Raw genomic sequence first — 18,129 nt, forward strand, 5'->3', positions numbered from 1 at the left:
CCGCCCACCACAGCCCCCCATGATCGACGGGGCGGGGCGGGGCGGGCGGACGCGCGGGGCCTGCTTAGCGGCGGGTCAGCTCGGTGTCGCCGGCCAGCCGGGCGGCGCGGTCGGCCTCGGTCAGGGCGTCCAGCACCCCGTCCAGCTCGCCGGCGAGCGCCAGGTCGAGGTTGTACGCCGTGTAGCCGATCCGGTGGTCGGTGATCCGGTTCTGCGGGTAGTTGTAGGTGCGGATCCGCTCCGAGCGGTCCACCGTGCGCACCTGGGCCTTCCGGGCGTCCGAGGCGGCGGCGTCGGCCTGCTCCTGGGCGGCGGCCAGCAGCCGGGCCCGCATGATCCGCATCGCCTGCTCCCGGTTCTGCAACTGGGACTTCTCGTTCTGGCAGGAGACGACGATGCCGGTCGGCAGGTGGGTGATCCGCACCGCCGAGTCGGTGGTGTTGACCGACTGGCCGCCCGGGCCGGACGAGCGGAACACGTCGATGCGCAGGTCGTTCGCGTCGATGGTGACGTCGACGTCCTCGGCCTCCGGCAGCACCAGCACCCCGGCGGCGGAGGTGTGGATCCGGCCCTGCGACTCGGTGACCGGGACACGCTGCACGCGGTGCACGCCGCCCTCCCACTTGAGTCGGGACCAGACGCCGCTCCCGCCCTCCGGCACACCCTTGGTCTTGATGGCGAGCGAGACGTCCTTGACCCCGCCGAGGTCGGAATCCTGCGCGTCGATCACCTCGGTGACCCAGCCGTGGCGCTCGGCGTAGCGGGTGTACATCCGCAGCAGGTCGCCGGCGAACAGCGCCGACTCCTCGCCACCCTCGCCGGCCTTGATCTCGACGATCACGTCCTTGGCGTCGTGCGGGTCGCGCGGGATGAGCAGCTCGGCGAGGCGCTCCTCCAGCACGGGCAGGGTCGCGGCGATCGACTCCGCCTCGCTCGCGAAGGACGGGTCCTCCGCGGCAAGCTCGCGGGCCGCCACCAGGTCGGCGCGGGCCTGTTCCAACTCGCCGGCGGCCTTGTGCAGCGGCACCAGCTCGGCGTAGCGGCGGCCGACCCTGCGCGCGGTCGCCTGGTCGGCGTGGATGGCCGGATCGGCCAGCCGCTTCTCCAGCTCGGCGTACTCGTCGAGGAGGCCGGCCAGACGCTCGCTGCTCATGCTGCGGATGCTCCTTCGACGGTGCGCGCCGGGAGAGCCGGAAGGCCGGCGGCCGGGCGGAAACTGGGGGAAATGCGGACGGCGCCCGCGTCCGGCGAAAAACCGGACGCGGGCGCCGAACGAGGAACTACTTGGCCTTCTTGGCCTGAACCTTGGCGTACTTCTGCTGGAACTTCGCGACCCGGCCGGCGGTGTCGAGAACGCGCTGCTTACCGGTGTAGAACGGGTGGCAGGCGCTGCAGGTCTCGGCGTGGATCGCCCCGCCCTTGGCGGTGCTGCGGGTCGTGAACGTGTTGCCACAGGAGCAGCTGACCTCGGTGGTCACGTACTCCGGGTGGATGCCTGACTTCATCTCGCTTCGGTCCTCTCGTTGGTGGTCGCCGGGTCGCCGTCATCGCTCGTCGCGCCGTACGCGACGGGCTCGGGCGTGAACCGGAACCGGTGGCCGATTGACCAGTGTGCCATGGGCCTGAGCCGACCCGGTAATCGGGCCGCACACCTCGTCCGGCATCGTCAACATGTGCCGCCCCCTCCGCATTCCCACGGCCCGACGGGGCATTCGCCCATGCGGCGGACCGCCGCCGGGTACCCCGCAGGGGGTACGCACTCCGAGCCGGAGGTGCGACGCCGATGACCCGCCTGATCGCCACCCGGGGACTGCCCGCCTCGGGTAAGACGACGTTCGCCCGCACGCTCCAGCCGTCCGTGGTCCGGGTCAACCGGGACGACCTACGCCGGATGCTGCACGGCGAGCGACTCTTCACCCAGTGGGCCGAGGCCCAGGTGACCGTCGTGCAGCGGGCCCAGGTCGAGGCGTTGCTGCGGGCCCGCGCGGACGTCTGCGTGGACGACACCAACCTGCGCTCACGGACGCTGCGTGACTGGGCTGAGCTGGCCGCTCGCAACGGCGCGGACTTCGAGGTGCACGACTTCACCGACGTGCCGCTGGCCGAGTGCCTGCGCCGCGACGCCGCCCGCCCGGAGGCCGAACGGGTCGGTGCCGAGGCGATCTGTCGGCTGCACGAGCGGTACCTGGAGGGGCGGACCCTGCCGTTGCCGGTGCCGCAGGCCCGCACCGGACGCCCCGCCGTCGTGCACCCGCCGTCGACCGAGCCACCCGAGATCGTGCTGGTGGACATCGACGGCACCGTCGCGCTGGCCGTGTCCCGCAGCCCGTACGACATGACCCGGGTGGGCGAGGACGAGCCGAACACGGCGGTGATCGCGGCGGTCCGGGCGATGCACGCGGCCGGGTACGGGGTGGTCTTCTGCTCCGGGAGGGACGCCTCCGCCCGCGCGGCCACCGAGGCGTGGCTGGCCCGGCATGTCCGGGTCCCCTACCTCGGCCTGCACCTGCGTGCCGTCGGCGACTCCCGGAAGGACTCGATCGTGAAGCGGGAGATCTACGACCGGGAGATCAAGGACCGTTACCGGGTGGCCGGTGTCTTCGACGACCGTGTCCAGGTGGTCCAGATGTGGCGGGCCCTCGGCCTGACCGTCTTCCAGGTGGCCGACGGCGACTTCTGAGGTGTCCGGACGGGCCCCGCGCGTGGGGCCCGTCCGGACAGTTCAGCCGGTGACGGTGATGGCGGCCTCGGCGCGGGCGCCGTTGACATCGACCGTCAGGCGTACCGGCGCGCCGGGCCGCAGTGCCGTCAGGGTGCCGGTGGCCGGGTCGAATCGGGCGGTGTGCCATCGGCGCACCCCGGCCGCCGTGCCGATGTGCACTCCCGGCGAGGCCGACCAGTCGGCGCTGACCGGTGCGGTCACCGGGACCGTACGCCCGCCGGGCTGGGTCAGTGTGGCGGTGACCGCCGCGGGGGTGCCGACCGCGACGCTGGCCGGGGCGGCCACCGTGAGCCGGTCGACGTGCGCGTGGAACTCCGCGTCCACCCAGCGTGGGCCCTCGGCGAGCGGGTCACGGCGGGCCCGGTCGGCCTCGGTCGGGGTCACCGGGTCCACGCCGAACTCCGTCCAGCCGGTGAATCCGCCCTGGTTGGCAGGGGTGGACGGCGTCTTGCCCGAGTTGCCGTTGATCACGTACGGCACCCCGTCGACCCGGTCGGCGTGGAAGGTGCCGACGTGCCCGCCCACGAACAGCGCTCCCTTGCCGGTGCGGTGCTGGAAGTCGGCCAGCCACTGCTCCAGCAGCGCCGCCTCCTTGCGGTCGCCGAGCTGGCTGGCCTGCGCCGGGCTGGGGTCGCGCGGCGGGTGGTGGTGCAGGACGACGACCGAACCCACGCGCCGGTCGGTGGCCGCGGCGTCCAGCGTCTCGCGGAGCATCCGGACCTGGTCGAAGCCCCCGCCGCGCAGCGTGCCGGTGGACGAGTTCAGCGTGACGAACCGGGTGCCGTTGTGGTCGAACACCCGGGAGGTGGCACCGAACGCGGCGGCGAAGTTGCTGATCGGGGCACCCATGATCTCGTGGTTGCCGGGCACGTAGTACCAGGGGAGCTCTTCGCCCAGCTCCTCGTCGAGGATCCTCCGGGCCAGCGCGAAGTCGGCCGGGTAGGCGGTGTCCACGAAGTCGCCGTTGATCAGGAGGAAGTCGGGCCGGGCCGCCCGCACCTCGCGCAACGTCCGCCGGGCCTGGGCGACCAGGTCGCTGTCCGGGTCGGCGGCGACGAACTGGGCGTCGGAGAGCACCGCGAACCGCCACGGCGCACCGTCCACCGTGCCATCGCGGACCACCACCCGATCAGTACGCGGAGCCACCTCCGGCACGTCGACCGTCGGGGGCACCTTCGCCACCAGGTCGTCGATGATCACCTCGCTGGTGTACTGCGCGGCGGCATTCGTCTCGGCCACGTAGAAGCGGCGTACCCGCACCGGGTACTGCACCCCGGCCGGCACCGCGAACTCCACGTACCGCCAGCCGGTCCAGGTGATCAGTGGGCCACGCAGCACGTGCTGGGTGTCCTGGGCGTCGTGCAGGTGCAGGCTGGGCCACTCCCCGGTGCCGTTGCCGTGGACCCACATCCCGAAGGCCTGCGGCTGACCGGGCACCTCGATCCAGGCGGGCGGGTCGGCGTACGCGGCCCGCGTGCCGGTGGACTGGCCGAAGTCGTACGACATGCGCAGGCCGGTGCCGGTGTGCCCCGGCGCCGGGGCGACCGACCCGCTGGCGCGGGCCTGGCTGAACCGCCAGGAAGCGGCGTCGTCGAAACCGGCGACCGGCACGTCGGTCAGCCCGACGGTGACCGGCAGGACCGCGCTCGTGCGTCCGACGCGAACGGTCACAAGGCCCGAGCCGGTGTCCCCCAACGCGGCGACGGACAGGTTGCCGTCCCCGGTGGGGGTGATCCGCAGCAGGTCCCGGTCGTAGTCGAGGGTGAGGTCGGCCGGCTCGATCGGCGCGGTGTTGCCTTCGGCGTCGTACCCGACCACGCCGACCAGGGCGCTACCGTCCCGGCCGGTCAGCCCGACCCGCGGCGTGGTGGTGCCGATCCGGGCCAGCGGGCCGAGCACGGTGAGGTTCAGCGAGCCGGTGACCCGCCCCCGTGCGGCGGTGACCGTGCTGGCCCCCGGTGCGCCGGCGTGGAACACGCCGTCCCGGTCGACCCGGCCGCGTACCGCCGGGGTCGCCCGCCAGGTGGGAGCGCCGGCCGCCGGGCCGTACGTCTCGTCGTAGCCGGATGCGGTGAGGGTGCGGGTCAGCCCGGGGAAGACCCGGTCGGGCCGCCCACCTCGCACCGGTGAGACACCCGGGGCGGCGGTGGGGTCGCTGGCCGTCTCGACCCAGTAGCCGGTGAGTCGCCCGCTGCCCTTCGGCGCGTAGATGGCCAGGCCGTTGGGCACGGCCCGTTCGCTGCCGTCGGACGGGCCGTTCTCCACCTGCACGGCGGGCGCGCCCGGCTCCCGGGCCAGCAGCGTGGACGATCCGCCGCCATCCAGGTTGAGCGCGTGGTGGGCACCCAGCTCGGCCATCATCCGGCCCATCTCGGTCTGCGTCACGCCGCGGCTGTCGACCTGACGGCCGTCCACCGTCAGCATGATCATTTTTCGACCGTCGGCGCTGAACCCGACAGCGGTGCGGGGGGCGAGGGTCGGATCGGCGATGTTCTGCACAACGCCGTCGCGGACCAGGACGTTGCCGCCCCCGACCGCCGCGTGCAGGGTGCTGCCGTCGGAGGGCTTCGGCCGCCAGGCCACCGCCACCGGGTCACCGGGGCGCAGGCCGGCCAGCGCGTCCGCGCCGAGGTCACGGCCGAGCAGCACGGTGCTGCCGGCGGCGATCGGGCCGCTACCGGCCACGCTTCCCACCGAGGCCACCCGACCGTTGGTCACGGTGACCTCGACCACCCGGGCCGCGCCCTCCACGGCACGCTGCCGGGTGTACGTCCCCCACAGCTCGGTGAAGGCACCGATGCCGTCGGCCTGCACCATGTTGTTGAACTGGGTCAGCGGGACCGGCCCGGTGGGCAGGGTGGCGCTGCCGTCGAAGTTCACCTCGATCACCCGGCCGAGGCCGTTCGTGGTGACCGCCACCGCGTTGCGGTGACCGCTGACTCCGGACTGGATCAGCTCTCCGTCCCGGACGCCGACGCCCTGGGCGGCACCGGAGTTGTTGATGTCGAAGAAGTCGCCGTTGACCGCGGCGACCGCACGCGACTGGTCCACCGCCTTTCGCAGCGGCTCGGCGCGGCTGACCGCGCCGGAGTTGACGTAGTCGACGGTGGAGCCGCCGGCCAGGTCGGTGGTGAGCGCGTCGGCGCGCAGCCAGCCCTCGGCGTCGTACCTGTCGAAGGACGTCAGCTGCACGCCCGGGGCGACCGGGCGGGTGGCCTTCGTGGTTTCCAGCCCGCCGGCCGGCTCCAGACCACCAGCGACGGCGGTCGGGGCGGTCGCGGCTGTCGGGGCGGCGGCCAGGCTGACCGAGCCGGCCGCTCGGGAGGACGCGGGCGGCGCGTCCTCCGCGATGGTGGGTGAGGCCAGGGACGGCGAGGCGACGGTGGGCGGGGCGACGGTGGGTGCGGCGGTGGCCGGCGGCGACAGGGCCAGGGCGAGCAGCGGCGTCAGCAGCAGGACGCCGGTGCGGCGGGCGGATCGTCTGCGGGTACGCATGGACGACAGTCAACCCGGCAATGAATAGAAGTTTCAATACCTATCGACTGAACCGAAGGAAAATTCCATCACATGCCGCCCGGAGACATGACGAAGGGGCACGACCGGTGTGGCCGTGCCCCTTCGTCTCACCCGGGGATGGTTACTCCCCCGGCGTCGACTTCGCGATCTGCATCAGGAACTCGATGTTGGTGCGGGACTGCTTGAGCCGGTCCAGCAGGAGATCCATCGCCGCCTGCGAGTCCAGCGAGTGCAGCACCTTCCGGAGCTTGTGGATGATCGCCAGCTCCTCGGGTGCGAGCAGGACCTCTTCCTTACGCGTACCGGACGGGTTGATGTCGATGGCCGGGAAGGTCCGCTTGTCGGCGATCTTCCGGTCCAGCTTCAGCTCCGCGTTACCGGTGCCCTTGAACTCCTCGAAGATGACCGTGTCCGCCATGGAACCGGTCTCCACCAGCGCCGTGGCGATGATGGTCAACGACCCGCCGTTCTCGATGTTGCGGGCCGCGCCGAGGAAGCGCTTCGGCGGGTACAGCGCGGTGGAGTCGATACCACCCGACATGATCCGGCCACTGGCCGGAGCAGCCAGGTTGTACGACCGACCGAGCCGGGTCACCGAGTCGAGCAGCACGACCACGTCGTGTCCAAGCTCGACCAGACGCTTGGCCCGCTCGATGGCCAGCTCGGCCACCGTGGTGTGGTCCTGCGGCGGACGGTCGAACGTGGCCGCGATGACCTCGCCCTTGATCGACCGCTGCATGTCGGTGACCTCTTCGGGCCGCTCGTCCACCAGCACCACCATCAGGTGGCACTCCGGGTTGTTGCGGGTGATCGCGTTCGCGATCGCCTGCAGCACCATCGTCTTACCCGCCTTGGGCGGCGACTGGATGAGTGCCCGCTGGCCCTTGCCGATCGGCATGACCAGGTCGATGACCCGGGTGGTCAGGATGTGCGGCTCGGTCTCCAGGCGCAGGCGCTCCTGCGGGTAGAGCGGAGTGAGCTTGTAGAACTCCGGTCGACGCCGGGCCTCCTCCGGCTCCATCCCGTTGATCGTGTCCAGCCGCATCAGCGGGTTGTACTTGTCGCGCCGCTGGTCACCGCTGTTGCCGCCCTCGCGGGCCGCCCGCACCGCACCGGTGATCGCGTCACCGCGGCGCAGGCCGTACTTCTTGATCTGGGACATCGAGACGTAGACGTCGTTCGGGCCGGCCAGGTAGCCGGTGGTCCGCACGAACGCGTAGTTGTCGAGCACGTCGATGATGCCGGCCACGGGGACGAGAACGTCGTCCTCGCTGACCTGCGGCTCACGCCCACCGGTGTCGGCACCGGTCTCGGTGCGCTCGCCCCGCCCGCGACGACGGTCGCGGAAACGGCTGCGCCGGCCGCGCCGGCCGCCACCCTCGCCGTCGTCGTCGTCGCTGTCCCGCTCGACACGCTCGGCACGCTGACCACGGTCGTTACGGTCACCGCGGTCGTTGCGCTCCGGACGGTCGTTGCGCTCGGCGCGCTCGCCCCGGTCGGAACGCTCCGCGCGGTCGTTGCGCTCGCCCCGCTCGGCACGGTCGCCCCGGTCGTTGCGCTCGGCACGGTCGCCCCGCTCAGCACGGTCGCCCCGCTCAGCACGGTCGCCCCGGTCGTTGCGCTCGCCCCGCTCGGCACGCTCGCCCCGCTCGGCACGGTCGCCCCGCTCAGCACGCTCGCCCCGGTCGGCACGGTCGCCCCGGTCCGAGCGCTCGGCACGCTCGCCCCTGTCGGAGCGCTCAGCCCGGTCCCGGCGATTCTCGCCGCGGTCGGTCCGCTCGCCGGCGCCAGCCTCTTCGGTACGCGCCTCCTCGGTGCGGGCCTCGGTCGGACGCGCCTCAGCGGGACGCGCCTCGGTCGGACGGGTCTCCGCTGCTGCGGTCCGGCTCCGCCGGGTGCGAGTGCGACCTTCGGTCTCGGCGGCCGGCTCGGCGGACGCCTGATCGGCGCTGCGCCCCTCGGCTGCCGGCCGGTCGGCGGTTTCCCGCACCTCGGCGCGCACCCCCTCACGGGTCGGAGCGGCCGCGGCCGCGACCTCGGCCCGTGGTCGAGGGGTCCCGGCGGCGTTGCCGCCCTGCCGCTCGGAAATCGCGGCGATCAGCTCGCCCTTGCGCATGCGAGCCGTGCCGGAGATGCCGAGCGACGCGGCCAGGCTCTGCAGCTCTGGCAGCAGCATCGCCGACAGACCGGTGCCGCTACGCCGACGACGGGCGGGAGCGGCTGCGGTGGCATCGCCAGCGACGTTGGAAACATCCGACGTCACGTCGGTGGTGTCGCTCAATGGAATCCTTCCCTCGATAAGGCCGTGGCTGCCCGGAGTCGGAACTCAGGTGGCCGGGCGGCCTCGGTGCACCCCGCCTCGCAAGGACGCGTCGCGGGAGTCTGTGACACAGCAGCCGGTCGGTATCCCGACTCACCAACGTCGGTGAGCAGGTCTCGCCGTCTGCGGCGACCTGTGGAAACTGCGGTGCGGCGTGGGCCTTGGCAGGGGTGGACGGGCTGACCGCCGAGAGCTTCGGGGGTGCGCCGCCCCGCAGGAGATCGCGTGCTTCGCGGCTGTGCTAGGTCTAGAGCGTAATCAACTCTTCCGACCTGCGGCAACAGGGTCCCGCTCGGCGTGTCCAAGTCTACCCCGGGCAACCCGTGCGCCGCTGACGTCTATCGGTAACTGCCAGATCTGCCAGTCTGTTCCCGCTGGGAAGCTCGCCGGAGGCTCGCTGAGCGCCAGCACAGTCGGCCCCGCCCCACTGACCACAGCCGCCACACCGGCCGCTCGCAACGCGTTGACCAGGGCGGATGTCGCTGGCATCCCGGCTGCCCGGTAATCCTGGTGGAGCCGGTCGACCGTGGCCGGCAGCAGCAGGGTCGGGTCGGCGGTGAGCGCGTGCACCAGCAGAGCGGCCCGCCCGGCGGTCAACGCGGCGTCGCCGTGCGGCACGGTGGCCGGCAACGCGGCCCGGGCGGTGGCGGTCAATCCGCGTTCCGCCGGCACGAAAACGATGGGCCGCACCCCGTCGGAGACCGGCAGGGACACCGCCCGGGCACCGGTCGGCTCGGACCAGGCCACCGTGAAGCCGCCCAGCAGGCAGGGCGCGACGTTGTCAGGATGGCCCTCGATCTCGGCGGCCAACCGGAGCACGCCCGCCTCGTCCAGCCGGTGCTCCCCGTCGGTGACCAGGGCGCGGGCCAGCAACACCCCGGCGACGATCGCGGCGGACGAGGACCCGAGCCCCCGCGCCTGGGGGATCCGGTTGACACACTCCACGCTCAACCCCTCGGGATGGGCGCCGAGCACGTCGAAGGCGGCGCGCATGGCCCGCACCACGAGGTGCCGGTCATCGTCGGGCAGCTCGCCGGCACCCTGCCCGGTCACCGTCACGCGGACCCCAGTCGACGTCACCTCGGCGGCCAGGTCGTCGTAGAGCCCGAGGGCGAGACCCAACGCGTCGAAGCCAGGGCCCAGGTTGGCGCTGGTGGCGGGGACCCGGACGCGAACCGGCCCGGCGGTGAAGTTCGTCGGCACGCGCTCATGCTAGGCCCTGTTTCATAAGGGCGGTCGAGCCGAGGCGGAGTCCGGGCGGCGATCCGGCAAGGCGCGGTTTCGTTCGGATACCGGTGTTGTATCCGGACGAAACCGCAACGCCGTCGGTCGTCGTCCGGGCCCGCCGCAGGCCGGCCAGTTCTTATGAAACAGGGCCTAGGGCCCGGCACCGACGATCCGGTCCCCCGTCCGCAGCCTGGGACCCGCTCGGCTCAGCCGACCGGCTCGGGGGTCGCGTCGGTGAGGGAGAGCCGACGGGTGGCGATCCGCCAGCCCACCGCGTACACGAGGGTGATCAGCCCGCAGCCGGCGAGCACGACGCGTTCGTCCACCACGTCCACCACCATGGCCACCGCCAGTTGGCTCACCGAGATGGCCAGCGTGGCGAGCATCATGTCAGTGGCGAAGACGCGCCCCCGCAGGTGGTCCGGGACCTCACCCTGGAGGGCGAAGTTCGATATCACCCAGTTGCTACCGCCCGCGAAGTGCGCCAGGAAGACCAGCAGCAGCACCAACGGAAACCAACGGACCACCGATGCGCCCAGGTAGGACAGGCCGTAGAGCGACATGGACAGCGCGAGCGCGGGCAGCAGCCAGGCTCGGTTGGTCAGCACCCGACGCATCAGGATCGGTCCCACCAACGCCCCGGCTCCCCGCACCGCGAAGAGCAGGCCGGCACCGAGCGGGCCGACGCCGTACACGCCGGCCAGCAAGGGGAAGACGGTCAGCACGCCGTTGCCCAGGCCGACCGCCGACTTGACAGTGACCAGCGCGAGCACCCGAGGCCGGTGCCCGATGTAGCCGAGCGCCTCGCGGACCGCAGCCCAGGTCCTCTGGGCCGGTCGGGTGGTGTCCCGGGGCGCCTGCAGGGGCCGGCGGATCCGGGTCGCCAGACCCGCGGCCAGCGCCAGGCCCACCGCCGCCACCCAGAAGCAGACGTACGGGCCGGCGACGGTGCTGAGGACGCCGCCGAGCGAGGCGCCGACCACTGTCATGGTGCCCCAGGCCGAGCCGGCCACGGCGTTGCCGGCGGCCAGCTCGTGCGGCTCCAGCACGTTGGGCAGCGCGGCCTGGGCGGCCGGTGAATAGAACGCCTTGGCGACCGCCACCACGCCGATCGCGACCAGCGCCAACCACGCCGTACCCGCGTCCCGGACCCCGAGCAGCAGCAACACGCCCGCGAGCGCGGCCACGTTCGCGGCGATCATGATCTTCCGCCGGTCGAAGCGGTCGGCGATCGTGCCCGTGTACGGCAGCAGCAGCGCCACGATGCCGGTGTCCACGGCCAACACCAGTGCGCCCCACACTCCGCTGCCGGTGAGGTGGGGCAGCAGCACCAGCAGGGGCACCATGACGAACCAGTCGGCGCCGAAGACCACCAACTCGGCGAGGAAGAGGTTGCGGAAGCTCCGATTGCCGGTCAGAACCGAGAGGGTGGACGCCACGGAGCGCGACCCTACCTGCTCGGTACGGGCGCTACACCTGCTGCCAGCAGCGCGGAGACGGTGACGAATGTGTAGCCGCGCGACCGAAGTCCGTTGATCATGTCGGTCAGTCCGCGCAACGCGACCAGCCGCCGACGCGCTCCCACGTCGTGTCCGAGCACGATCGTTCCCGGTCGGACGTTGGCCACGATCCGTCGGGCGTGGCCGGCCGGGTCGCCGGGGAACTCACGCTCCACCATCTGCAGCGACCAGAGCACGAGTCGGTAGTCCAGCCGGGCCGCCGCGTGCAGCACCGCCCCGCCCAGGTGGCCGTACGGCGGGCGAAGCAGTCGGGGCGGCACCCCGGTCACGTCGCCGATCGCGTCGTGGCTGCGACGCAGATCGTCGTACGCCTCGGTGGCGTCCAGTTCGGCAAGGTCCCGGTGTGCCCAGCTGTGGTTGCCCACCTCGTGCCCGGAGAGCCGGTCACGGATGACGTCGGCGTGCCGCCGAACCTGCGCCCCGACCAGGAAGAAGGTGGCCGGGACCCGGTGCTCGGCCAGCGTGTCGAGCACCATCGGAGTCCACTGTGGTGCCGGGCCGTCGTCGAAGGTGAGGGCCACCAGTCGCTGCCCGGTCGGCACCGACCAGACGACCTCCAGTGCGCCGCTGCCGACGCCCTGCCGCCCGTTGCCGAAGGTGGCGCCAGCGGGGCCGCCGGCGAGCGGCGTCCGGCGATGGGTGCCCCACCACAGCTCGGACGTCGCCGTACCGATGGCCACACCGCCGACGATCAGGAGGCTGCGGCGCAGGAGATCGCGACGCGCCCACCCGCGCGCACCCTCGGCCATCCGCCCGTCCTGCGTCACCACACCCCCAGCCGCTCACCTGGAGTATGCAAGACGTGACGTGCAGTGCCGAGTGCGTCGGATCGGAGTGTCTTTACCGATCAACGTGGAAACGCCCCCGGCAGAACCCTGCCGGGGGCGCTCCGCGATGCGGTCCTACCTACTCGGTCGGCTCCGACGGAGGCAGCGGCGAGGTGCGGCTACGGGGCAGCCGCAACACCTCGAACTGGTCCGTGCCCTCCACCAACGCGCCCGACGGTGCGGGACGGCTGGCCGGCTGCGCACCCCCGGCCGCCGCCGGGACTGGTGCGGCGCTCGGCACCGCTACCTGATTCGGGGCAGCCGCCTCGTCGGTGTCCGCCGTGGGCACCCCCGGGTCACCGGAGCGCCGCCGACTGCGCCGAGCCCGCAGCGACTCCTTGGTGTTCTCCACCATCGTGTACAGCGTCGGCACCAGGATCAGCGTGAGCAGCGTGGAGCTGAGCAGGCCACCGATCACCACGACCGCCAGCGGCTGAGAGATGAAGCCCCCCTCACCCGTCAACCCGAGCGCCATCGGCAGCAGCGCGAAGATGGTCGCCACAGCGGTCATCAGGATGGGGCGCAGACGACGCCGGCCACCCTCGACCACGGCCTCCTGGACCCCCATGCCCTGCGCACGGTACTGGTTGATGAGGTCGAGCAGCACGATGGCGTTGGTCACCACGATGCCGACCAGCATCAGCACGCCGATCAGCGCCGGCACGCCGAGCGGCGTCCCGGTGGCCAGCAGCAGGCCGATCGCGCCGGTCGCCGCGAACGGGATGGAGATCAGCAGAATCAGCGCCTGGGTGAGGCTGCGGAACGTGGCCACCATGATCAGGAACACGATCGCGATCGCGGCCAGCACCGCCAGGCCCAGATCACCGAACGCGTCCGCCTGGTCCGCGCTGACGCCACCGATGGTGAAGGTCGCTCCGGGTACGTTGATGCCGTCCAGCCGCTTCTGCAGCTCCTGGCTCGTCGCACCCAGGTTCGAGCCGGTCGCGGCGCCGGTCACCGACACGCTGCGCTCACCGTCGATTCGGCTGACCTGTTGCGGCCCCTCGCCCTGCTTGACTTGCGCGATGTCGCCCAGCTTGACCGGCCCCACCGGCAGCGCCCGCAACTGCTCCACCGACATCGGCGGCTGCGTACCGAGCCGCAGCACCACGTTCTGCTGCTGGCCGTCGAGCGTGACCTGACCCAGCGGCGCTCCCCGGAACGCCTGGGACACGAGCTGCCCCACGGCGGCCTCGGTGAGCCCGGCCCGACCGGCCGCGACCCGGTCGACGGTCACGTCGACACGCGGCACCTGCGCGGCAAGGCTGGTGGTGACATCCTCGACGTCCGGCACGCCGGCCATCGCCGTACGGGCCTCCTCGGCGGCCCGGGTCAGCACCTCCGGGTCGCTGGCCTGGACGATCACCTCCAGCTGGCTGGTCGACGCCTCCTGCCCGCCGCCAAAGCTGATCTCACCCAGTCCGCTGCCGAGCTTGTCGAACTCCTCGCGCAGCACCTCACGCATCTGCTTTGCGTCGGTGTCGCCGTCGAGCGCCAGCGACCAGGTCGCGATGTTGTTGCCGCCGCCCCCGAACGGGTTGTCCCCGCCGCCGGCGGTCACCTGGTACGTCTGGACGCCCTCGGTCCGGGACAGCACTGACTCGACCTGCTTGGCCGCCGCGTCGGTGGCCGCGAGACCACTGCCGGCCGGCAGTTCCTGGCTCATGTTGAGGGTGTCCTGGCCGGAGTCGTCCAGGAAGTTGGTTTCCAGCTTCTGCGCGAGGCCGAAGGTGCCGAAGAGCACCAGCAGGCCGAGCCCGACGGTGATCCAGCGGGTCGACCGCTTGCGGGTGGCGAACCCGATCACCGGCAGGTAGGCCCGCTGCAACGGGCTGCGCAGCTCCTTCTCCTCCGCGCCGCGCCGCACCGCCTCGTCGTCGGCGGTGCCGCCGCGCGGCTTGAGGAACCAGTACGCGAGGACCGGGATGACGGTCAGCGACACCAGCAGCGAGGCGAGCAGGGCCACCGTCACGGTGATCGCGAACGGCGCGAAGAGCTGGCCCACGAACCCGCCGACCAACGCGATCGGCGCGAACACCGCCACGGTGGTGAGGGTGGAGGCGGTCACCGCGCCGGCCACCTCGCGGACGCCGGTGATGATGGCGTGCCGCTTCTCCTCGCCGTACTCCAGATGTCGTTTGATGTTCTCGAGGACCACGATCGAGTCGTCCACCACCCGGCCGACAGCGATTGTCAGCGCGCCGAGGGTGAGCAGGTTGAGCGAGTAGTCGCCGATCCACAGGGCGATCAGCGCCACCAGCACGGAGAGCGGGATGGAGACGGCGGTGACCACCGTCGAGCGCACCGACAGCAGGAAGACCAGGATGACGATGACCGCCATCACCAGGCCCAGCAGGCCCTCGGTGGTCAGCGACTCGATCGACTTCTCGACGAACGGCGCCTGGTCGAAGACCACTGTCAGCTCCGCGCCGGAGGCGTCCTTCAGGTCGTCGAGCCGGTCGCGGATATCGTGCGAGATCTGCACCGCGTTGCCGTCCGGCGCGGCGGTGACCGCGATGCCGAGACTGTCCTTGCCGTTGGTTCGGGTGATCGCGGTGGCCGGAGCGAGTTGCTGCTCGACGCTCGCCACATCAGCGAGACGCACCGGCGTCGCGCCCGGGGCGACCACGATGCCGCGCAGGTCCTCCAGGGTGGCGATCGGCGTGCCGACCTGCACCGGAAGGGACAGCGCGCCGTCGGTCACCGCGCCGGCGGGAACCGCCACGCCGTTGGTCTTCAGCGCCGCGCCGATCGCCGTCGGCTGGACCCGCGCCGCGGCCAGCTTCGCCGGGTCCGGGGTGACCAGCACGACGTCGTCGCGGGTGCCGGTCACCTCGACCGTGCGAACCCCCTCGACGCCCTCCAGCTCCGGCACCACCGCCGTACGCAGCTTCTCGGCCAGCGCCCGCTCGTCCCCCGCGCCGGTCGCGGCCAGCACGACCGCCGGAAGGTCGTCGGTGCTACCGGCGATGACCTGCGGGTCGACGCCCTCCGGCAGCTGGGAGTCGATCCGGCTCAGCGCGGTCTGCATCTTGTTGACCACGTCGTCCAGGTCGGTGCCGAACTCGTACATCACCTGGACGGTGGCCGAGCCCTCGCGGGACGTGGAGGTGACCTTGTCCAGCCCCGGGATGCCCTGGAGGGCGTTCTCGATCGGCTCGGTGACCTGTGACTCGACGATCTCGGGGCCGGCACCGGGGTAGGGAGCCACGATGAACGCGGCCGGGAACTCGAGCGACGGCAGCAGTTGCTGCTTCAGCGACGGCACGGCGAACGCTCCGAACGCCGTAATCACCACCGCGATGAGGGCGACAAGCCCTCGGTTGGCGAGGCTGAATCTGGCGAGCAGCGACATCGGCCTGGTTCACTCCTGAACGAGAATGCGGGCGGGGATACGTGAAAGTGTGCCCGACACGATCACCAGAACCCCCGCCGCCCCCACGCCCGTCCCGCAAATCGGCGGGCTTCCGCCGGTCACCGACCAGGCGGTGGCGCGTTCAGGCCAGGTCGAGAGCGCGGGCCGCGGCCATCGGGTCGTTCGCGATGGTCAACGGCGCCGGCGCGGTGGAGATCGCCCACTCCGGGTCCTTCAGACCGTGGCCGGTCACCGTGCAGACCACCGTCGACCCGGGCGGCACCGCGCCCGCCGCGGCCTGCTGGAGCAGGCCGGCCACGCTCGCCGCGCTGCCCAACTCGACGAAGACCCCCACCTCGCGGGCGAGCAGCCGGTACGCGGAAAGGATCTCCCGGTCGGTCACCGCGGCGATCAGGCCACCGGAGGTGTCCCGGGCGTCCAGCGCCTTGGTCCAGCTCGCCGGGTTGCCGATCCGGATCGCCGTGGCGATGGTCGACGGCTCCGGCACGACCTGGCCGGTCACGATCGGGGCCGCCCCGGCGGCCTGGAAGCCGTACATCTTCGGCGTCCGGGTGGTGGTGCCCGCGTCCCGCTCCTCCGCGTAGCCCATCCAGTAGGCGGAGATGTTGCCAGCGTTGCCGACCGGCAGGCAGTGGATGTCGGGCGCGTCACCGAGCGCCTCGACGATCTCGAAGGCGGCCGTCTTCTGACCGTGCAGCCGATCGATGTTGACCGAGTTGACCAACGCGACCGGGTGGTCCTGGGCCAGCTTCGCGGCCAGCGAAAGGCAGTCGTCGAAGTTGCCACTCACCTGGAGGAGCTTCGCGCCGTGCACCAACGCCTGGGCCAGCTTGCCCAGCGCGATCTTGCCCTGCGGCACCAGCACCGCGCAGGTCAACCCGGCACGGGCCGCGTACGCCGCGGCGGAGGCGCTGGTGTTTCCGGTTGAAGCGCAGATGATGGCCTTGTTGCCGGCCTCGACCGCCTTGGACACCGCGAGGGTCATCCCTCGGTCCTTGAACGAGCCGGTCGGGTTGGCGCCCTCCACCTTGAGGTGCACGTCACAACCGATCCGGGCGGACAGCACCGGCGCCGGCAACAGCGGGGTGTTCCCCTCGTGCAGCGTGACGACCGGCGTGGCCGCGGTGACCGGCAGCCGATCCCGGTACGCCTCGATCAGACCCCGCCACATGTCGTTCTCCTCGCCTCTACCGCCGCGCCGACCCGGCATCAGGGTCACCTTGGACCAGCCTGCCCGAGCCGTCGATCGCACACCCCGGCTTACCCACCTGGCGGGACGCGCGAGCCGCCCCGTCGATGGTCCAACGACTCAGGCGCCGCCCTCGACCCGCAGCACGCTGGTCACCGACCGGACGATGTCCAGACCGCGCAGCTCACCGACGGTCGCGGCGAGCGCGGCGTCCGGCGCGACGTGCGTGACGATGACCAGCTCGGCATCGCCGTCCCGGCCCGGGGACCCGCCCGCCGATCCCTGCCGAACGGTCGCGATCGACACGTCGTGCCGGGCGAACACGCTCGCCACCGAGGCCAGCACACCAGGGCGGTCGGCCACGTCGAGGCTGACGTGGTAGCGGGTCAACGCCTCGCCCATCGGCCGGACCGACAGGTCCGCGTACGCGCTCTCGCTGGCCGCGCGCACCCCGGCGAGCCGGTTGCGGGACACCGCGACCACGTCACCGAGCACGGCGCTCGCGGTCGGCGCACCCCCGGCGCCCCGGCCGTAGAACATCAGCTGCCCGGCCGCGTCCGCCTCCACGAAGACCGCGTTGAACGCGTCGCCCACGCTGGCCAGCGGGTGGCTGCGCGGGATCATCGCCGGGTGCACCCGGACGCTGACGGTCTCCCGACCGCTGGCGTCGACGCCTCGAGCCGCGATGCAGAGCAACTTGATCGTGCAGCCCATCGCCTGGGCGCTGGCCATGTCCGCGGCGGTCACCTCGGTGATGCCCTCGCGGTGCACGTCGGCCGCGCCGACCCGGGTGTGGAACGCCAGCGAGGCGAGGATCGCCGCCTTCGCCGCCGCGTCGAAGCCCTCGACGTCGGCGGTCGGGTCGGCCTCCGCGTACCCCAGTGCGGTGGCCTCCTCGAGGGCCTCGGCGAAGCCGGCGCCGGTCGCGTCCATGGCGGAGAGGATGAAGTTGGTGGTGCCGTTGACGATGCCGGTGACCCGGTTGATCCGGTCCCCGTGCAGTGACTCCCGCAACGGGCGCAGCAGCGGGATGGCCCCCGCCACGGACGCCTCGTAGTAGAGGTCGCCGCCGCCCTCGGCCGCCGCCTCGTGCAGAGCGACGCCGTCCTCGGCGAGCAGCGCCTTGTTGGCGGTGACCACGCTCTTGCCGGCGCGCAGCGCCTCGACCAGCCAGCCTCGGGCCGGCTCGATGCCGCCGACCACCTCGATCACCACGTCCACGTCGTCGCGCTTGATCAGGCCGAGCGCGTCGGTGGTGAACAGGTCCTCGTCGACCGGCAGGTCACCCCGGTCACGGCCGAGCCGACGGACGGCGATGCCGGCGATCTCCAACGGAGCGCCGATCCGCGCGGCCAGGTCGGCCGACTGCTCGTGCAGCAGCCGGACCACCTCCTGGCCGACAGTGCCGCAGCCGAGCAGCGCCAAGCGCACA

11 protein-coding genes are annotated in these 18,129 nt (G+C 72.1%); 1 reads left to right on the forward strand and 10 read right to left on the reverse strand.

What is annotated here, in order from left to right:
• Positions 1 to 64: 64 nt before the first annotated feature.
• Both prfA and rpmE read right to left on the reverse strand, forming a co-directional pair.
• The gene (prfA, locus tag HNR22_RS13990) at positions 65 to 1,153 is read right to left on the reverse strand and encodes a peptide chain release factor 1 (protein ID WP_179780750.1); all 1,089 of its coding nucleotides are present in this window, start codon (positions 1,151 to 1,153) and stop codon (positions 65 to 67) included.
• 127 nt (positions 1,154 to 1,280) lie between these two features.
• The gene (gene rpmE / locus HNR22_RS13995; RefSeq protein WP_124821187.1) at positions 1,281 to 1,505 is read right to left on the reverse strand and encodes a 50S ribosomal protein L31; all 225 of its coding nucleotides are present in this window, start codon (positions 1,503 to 1,505) and stop codon (positions 1,281 to 1,283) included.
• A gap of 278 nt (positions 1,506 to 1,783) precedes the next feature.
• On the opposite strand from rpmE, the gene HNR22_RS14000 reads away from it, so the two are divergent.
• Positions 1,784 to 2,680 carry a phosphatase domain-containing protein gene (locus HNR22_RS14000; RefSeq protein WP_179780751.1) on the forward strand — a complete coding sequence of 299 codons (897 nt, stop codon included), beginning with the start codon at positions 1,784 to 1,786 and terminating at the stop codon, positions 2,678 to 2,680.
• Between the two features lie 42 nt (positions 2,681 to 2,722).
• On the opposite strand, the gene HNR22_RS14005 is transcribed toward HNR22_RS14000, so the two are convergent.
• The 8 genes from HNR22_RS14005 to HNR22_RS14040 all read right to left on the reverse strand — a co-directional run bounded on the left by HNR22_RS14005 (position 2,723) and on the right by HNR22_RS14040 (position 18,128).
• Complete coding sequence (locus tag HNR22_RS14005) at positions 2,723 to 6,217, reverse strand: phosphodiester glycosidase family protein (RefSeq protein WP_179780752.1); 3,495 nt, start codon at positions 6,215 to 6,217, stop codon at positions 2,723 to 2,725.
• 142 nt (positions 6,218 to 6,359) lie between these two features.
• The gene (rho, locus tag HNR22_RS14010) at positions 6,360 to 8,519 is read right to left on the reverse strand and encodes a transcription termination factor Rho (protein ID WP_179780753.1); all 2,160 of its coding nucleotides are present in this window, start codon (positions 8,517 to 8,519) and stop codon (positions 6,360 to 6,362) included.
• A 297-nt stretch (positions 8,520 to 8,816) separates the two neighbouring features.
• Positions 8,817 to 9,761 carry a homoserine kinase gene (thrB, locus tag HNR22_RS14015; RefSeq protein ID WP_179780754.1) on the reverse strand — a complete coding sequence of 315 codons (945 nt, stop codon included), beginning with the start codon at positions 9,759 to 9,761 and terminating at the stop codon, positions 8,817 to 8,819.
• A gap of 230 nt (positions 9,762 to 9,991) precedes the next feature.
• The gene (locus tag HNR22_RS14020; RefSeq protein ID WP_179780755.1) at positions 9,992 to 11,224 is read right to left on the reverse strand and encodes an MFS transporter; all 1,233 of its coding nucleotides are present in this window, start codon (positions 11,222 to 11,224) and stop codon (positions 9,992 to 9,994) included.
• Between the two features lie 11 nt (positions 11,225 to 11,235).
• Positions 11,236 to 12,054, reverse strand: coding sequence for a polysaccharide deacetylase family protein (locus tag HNR22_RS14025; RefSeq protein ID WP_179780756.1), 819 nt, complete (start codon positions 12,052 to 12,054; stop codon positions 11,236 to 11,238).
• Positions 12,055 to 12,211: 157 nt separating this feature from the next.
• Complete coding sequence (locus HNR22_RS14030; RefSeq protein WP_179780757.1) at positions 12,212 to 15,487, reverse strand: efflux RND transporter permease subunit; 3,276 nt, start codon at positions 15,485 to 15,487, stop codon at positions 12,212 to 12,214.
• 142 nt (positions 15,488 to 15,629) lie between these two features.
• Complete coding sequence (thrC, locus tag HNR22_RS14035; RefSeq protein WP_099848224.1) at positions 15,630 to 16,679, reverse strand: threonine synthase; 1,050 nt, start codon at positions 16,677 to 16,679, stop codon at positions 15,630 to 15,632.
• Positions 16,680 to 16,817: 138 nt separating this feature from the next.
• Positions 16,818 to 18,128: a homoserine dehydrogenase gene (locus HNR22_RS14040; protein ID WP_172862230.1), complete on the reverse strand. Its 1,311-nt coding sequence runs from the start codon at positions 18,126 to 18,128 to the stop codon at positions 16,818 to 16,820.
• Position 18,129 lies beyond the last annotated feature (1 nt).

The sequence above is a fragment of the Micromonospora jinlongensis genome (assembly GCF_013410645.1).
GTDB classification, from domain to species: Bacteria; Actinomycetota; Actinomycetes; order Mycobacteriales; family Micromonosporaceae; genus Micromonospora; species Micromonospora zamorensis.

Excerpts from the sequence above, each read along its gene's own strand:
- prfA (WP_179780750.1), bottom strand. The coding sequence starts at position 1,153 with ATGAGCAGCGAGCGTCTGGCCGGCCTCCTCGACGAGTACGCCGAGCTG.
- HNR22_RS14005 (WP_179780752.1), bottom strand. The coding sequence starts at position 6,217 with ATGCGTACCCGCAGACGATCCGCCCGCCGCACCGGCGTCCTGCTGCTG.
- thrC (WP_099848224.1), bottom strand. The coding sequence starts at position 16,679 with ATGTGGCGGGGTCTGATCGAGGCGTACCGGGATCGGCTGCCGGTCACC.
- rpmE (WP_124821187.1), bottom strand. The coding sequence starts at position 1,505 with ATGAAGTCAGGCATCCACCCGGAGTACGTGACCACCGAGGTCAGCTGC.
- HNR22_RS14000 (WP_179780751.1), top strand. The coding sequence starts at position 1,784 with ATGACCCGCCTGATCGCCACCCGGGGACTGCCCGCCTCGGGTAAGACG.
- HNR22_RS14030 (WP_179780757.1), bottom strand. The coding sequence starts at position 15,487 with ATGTCGCTGCTCGCCAGATTCAGCCTCGCCAACCGAGGGCTTGTCGCC.
- HNR22_RS14025 (WP_179780756.1), bottom strand. The coding sequence starts at position 12,054 with ATGGCCGAGGGTGCGCGCGGGTGGGCGCGTCGCGATCTCCTGCGCCGC.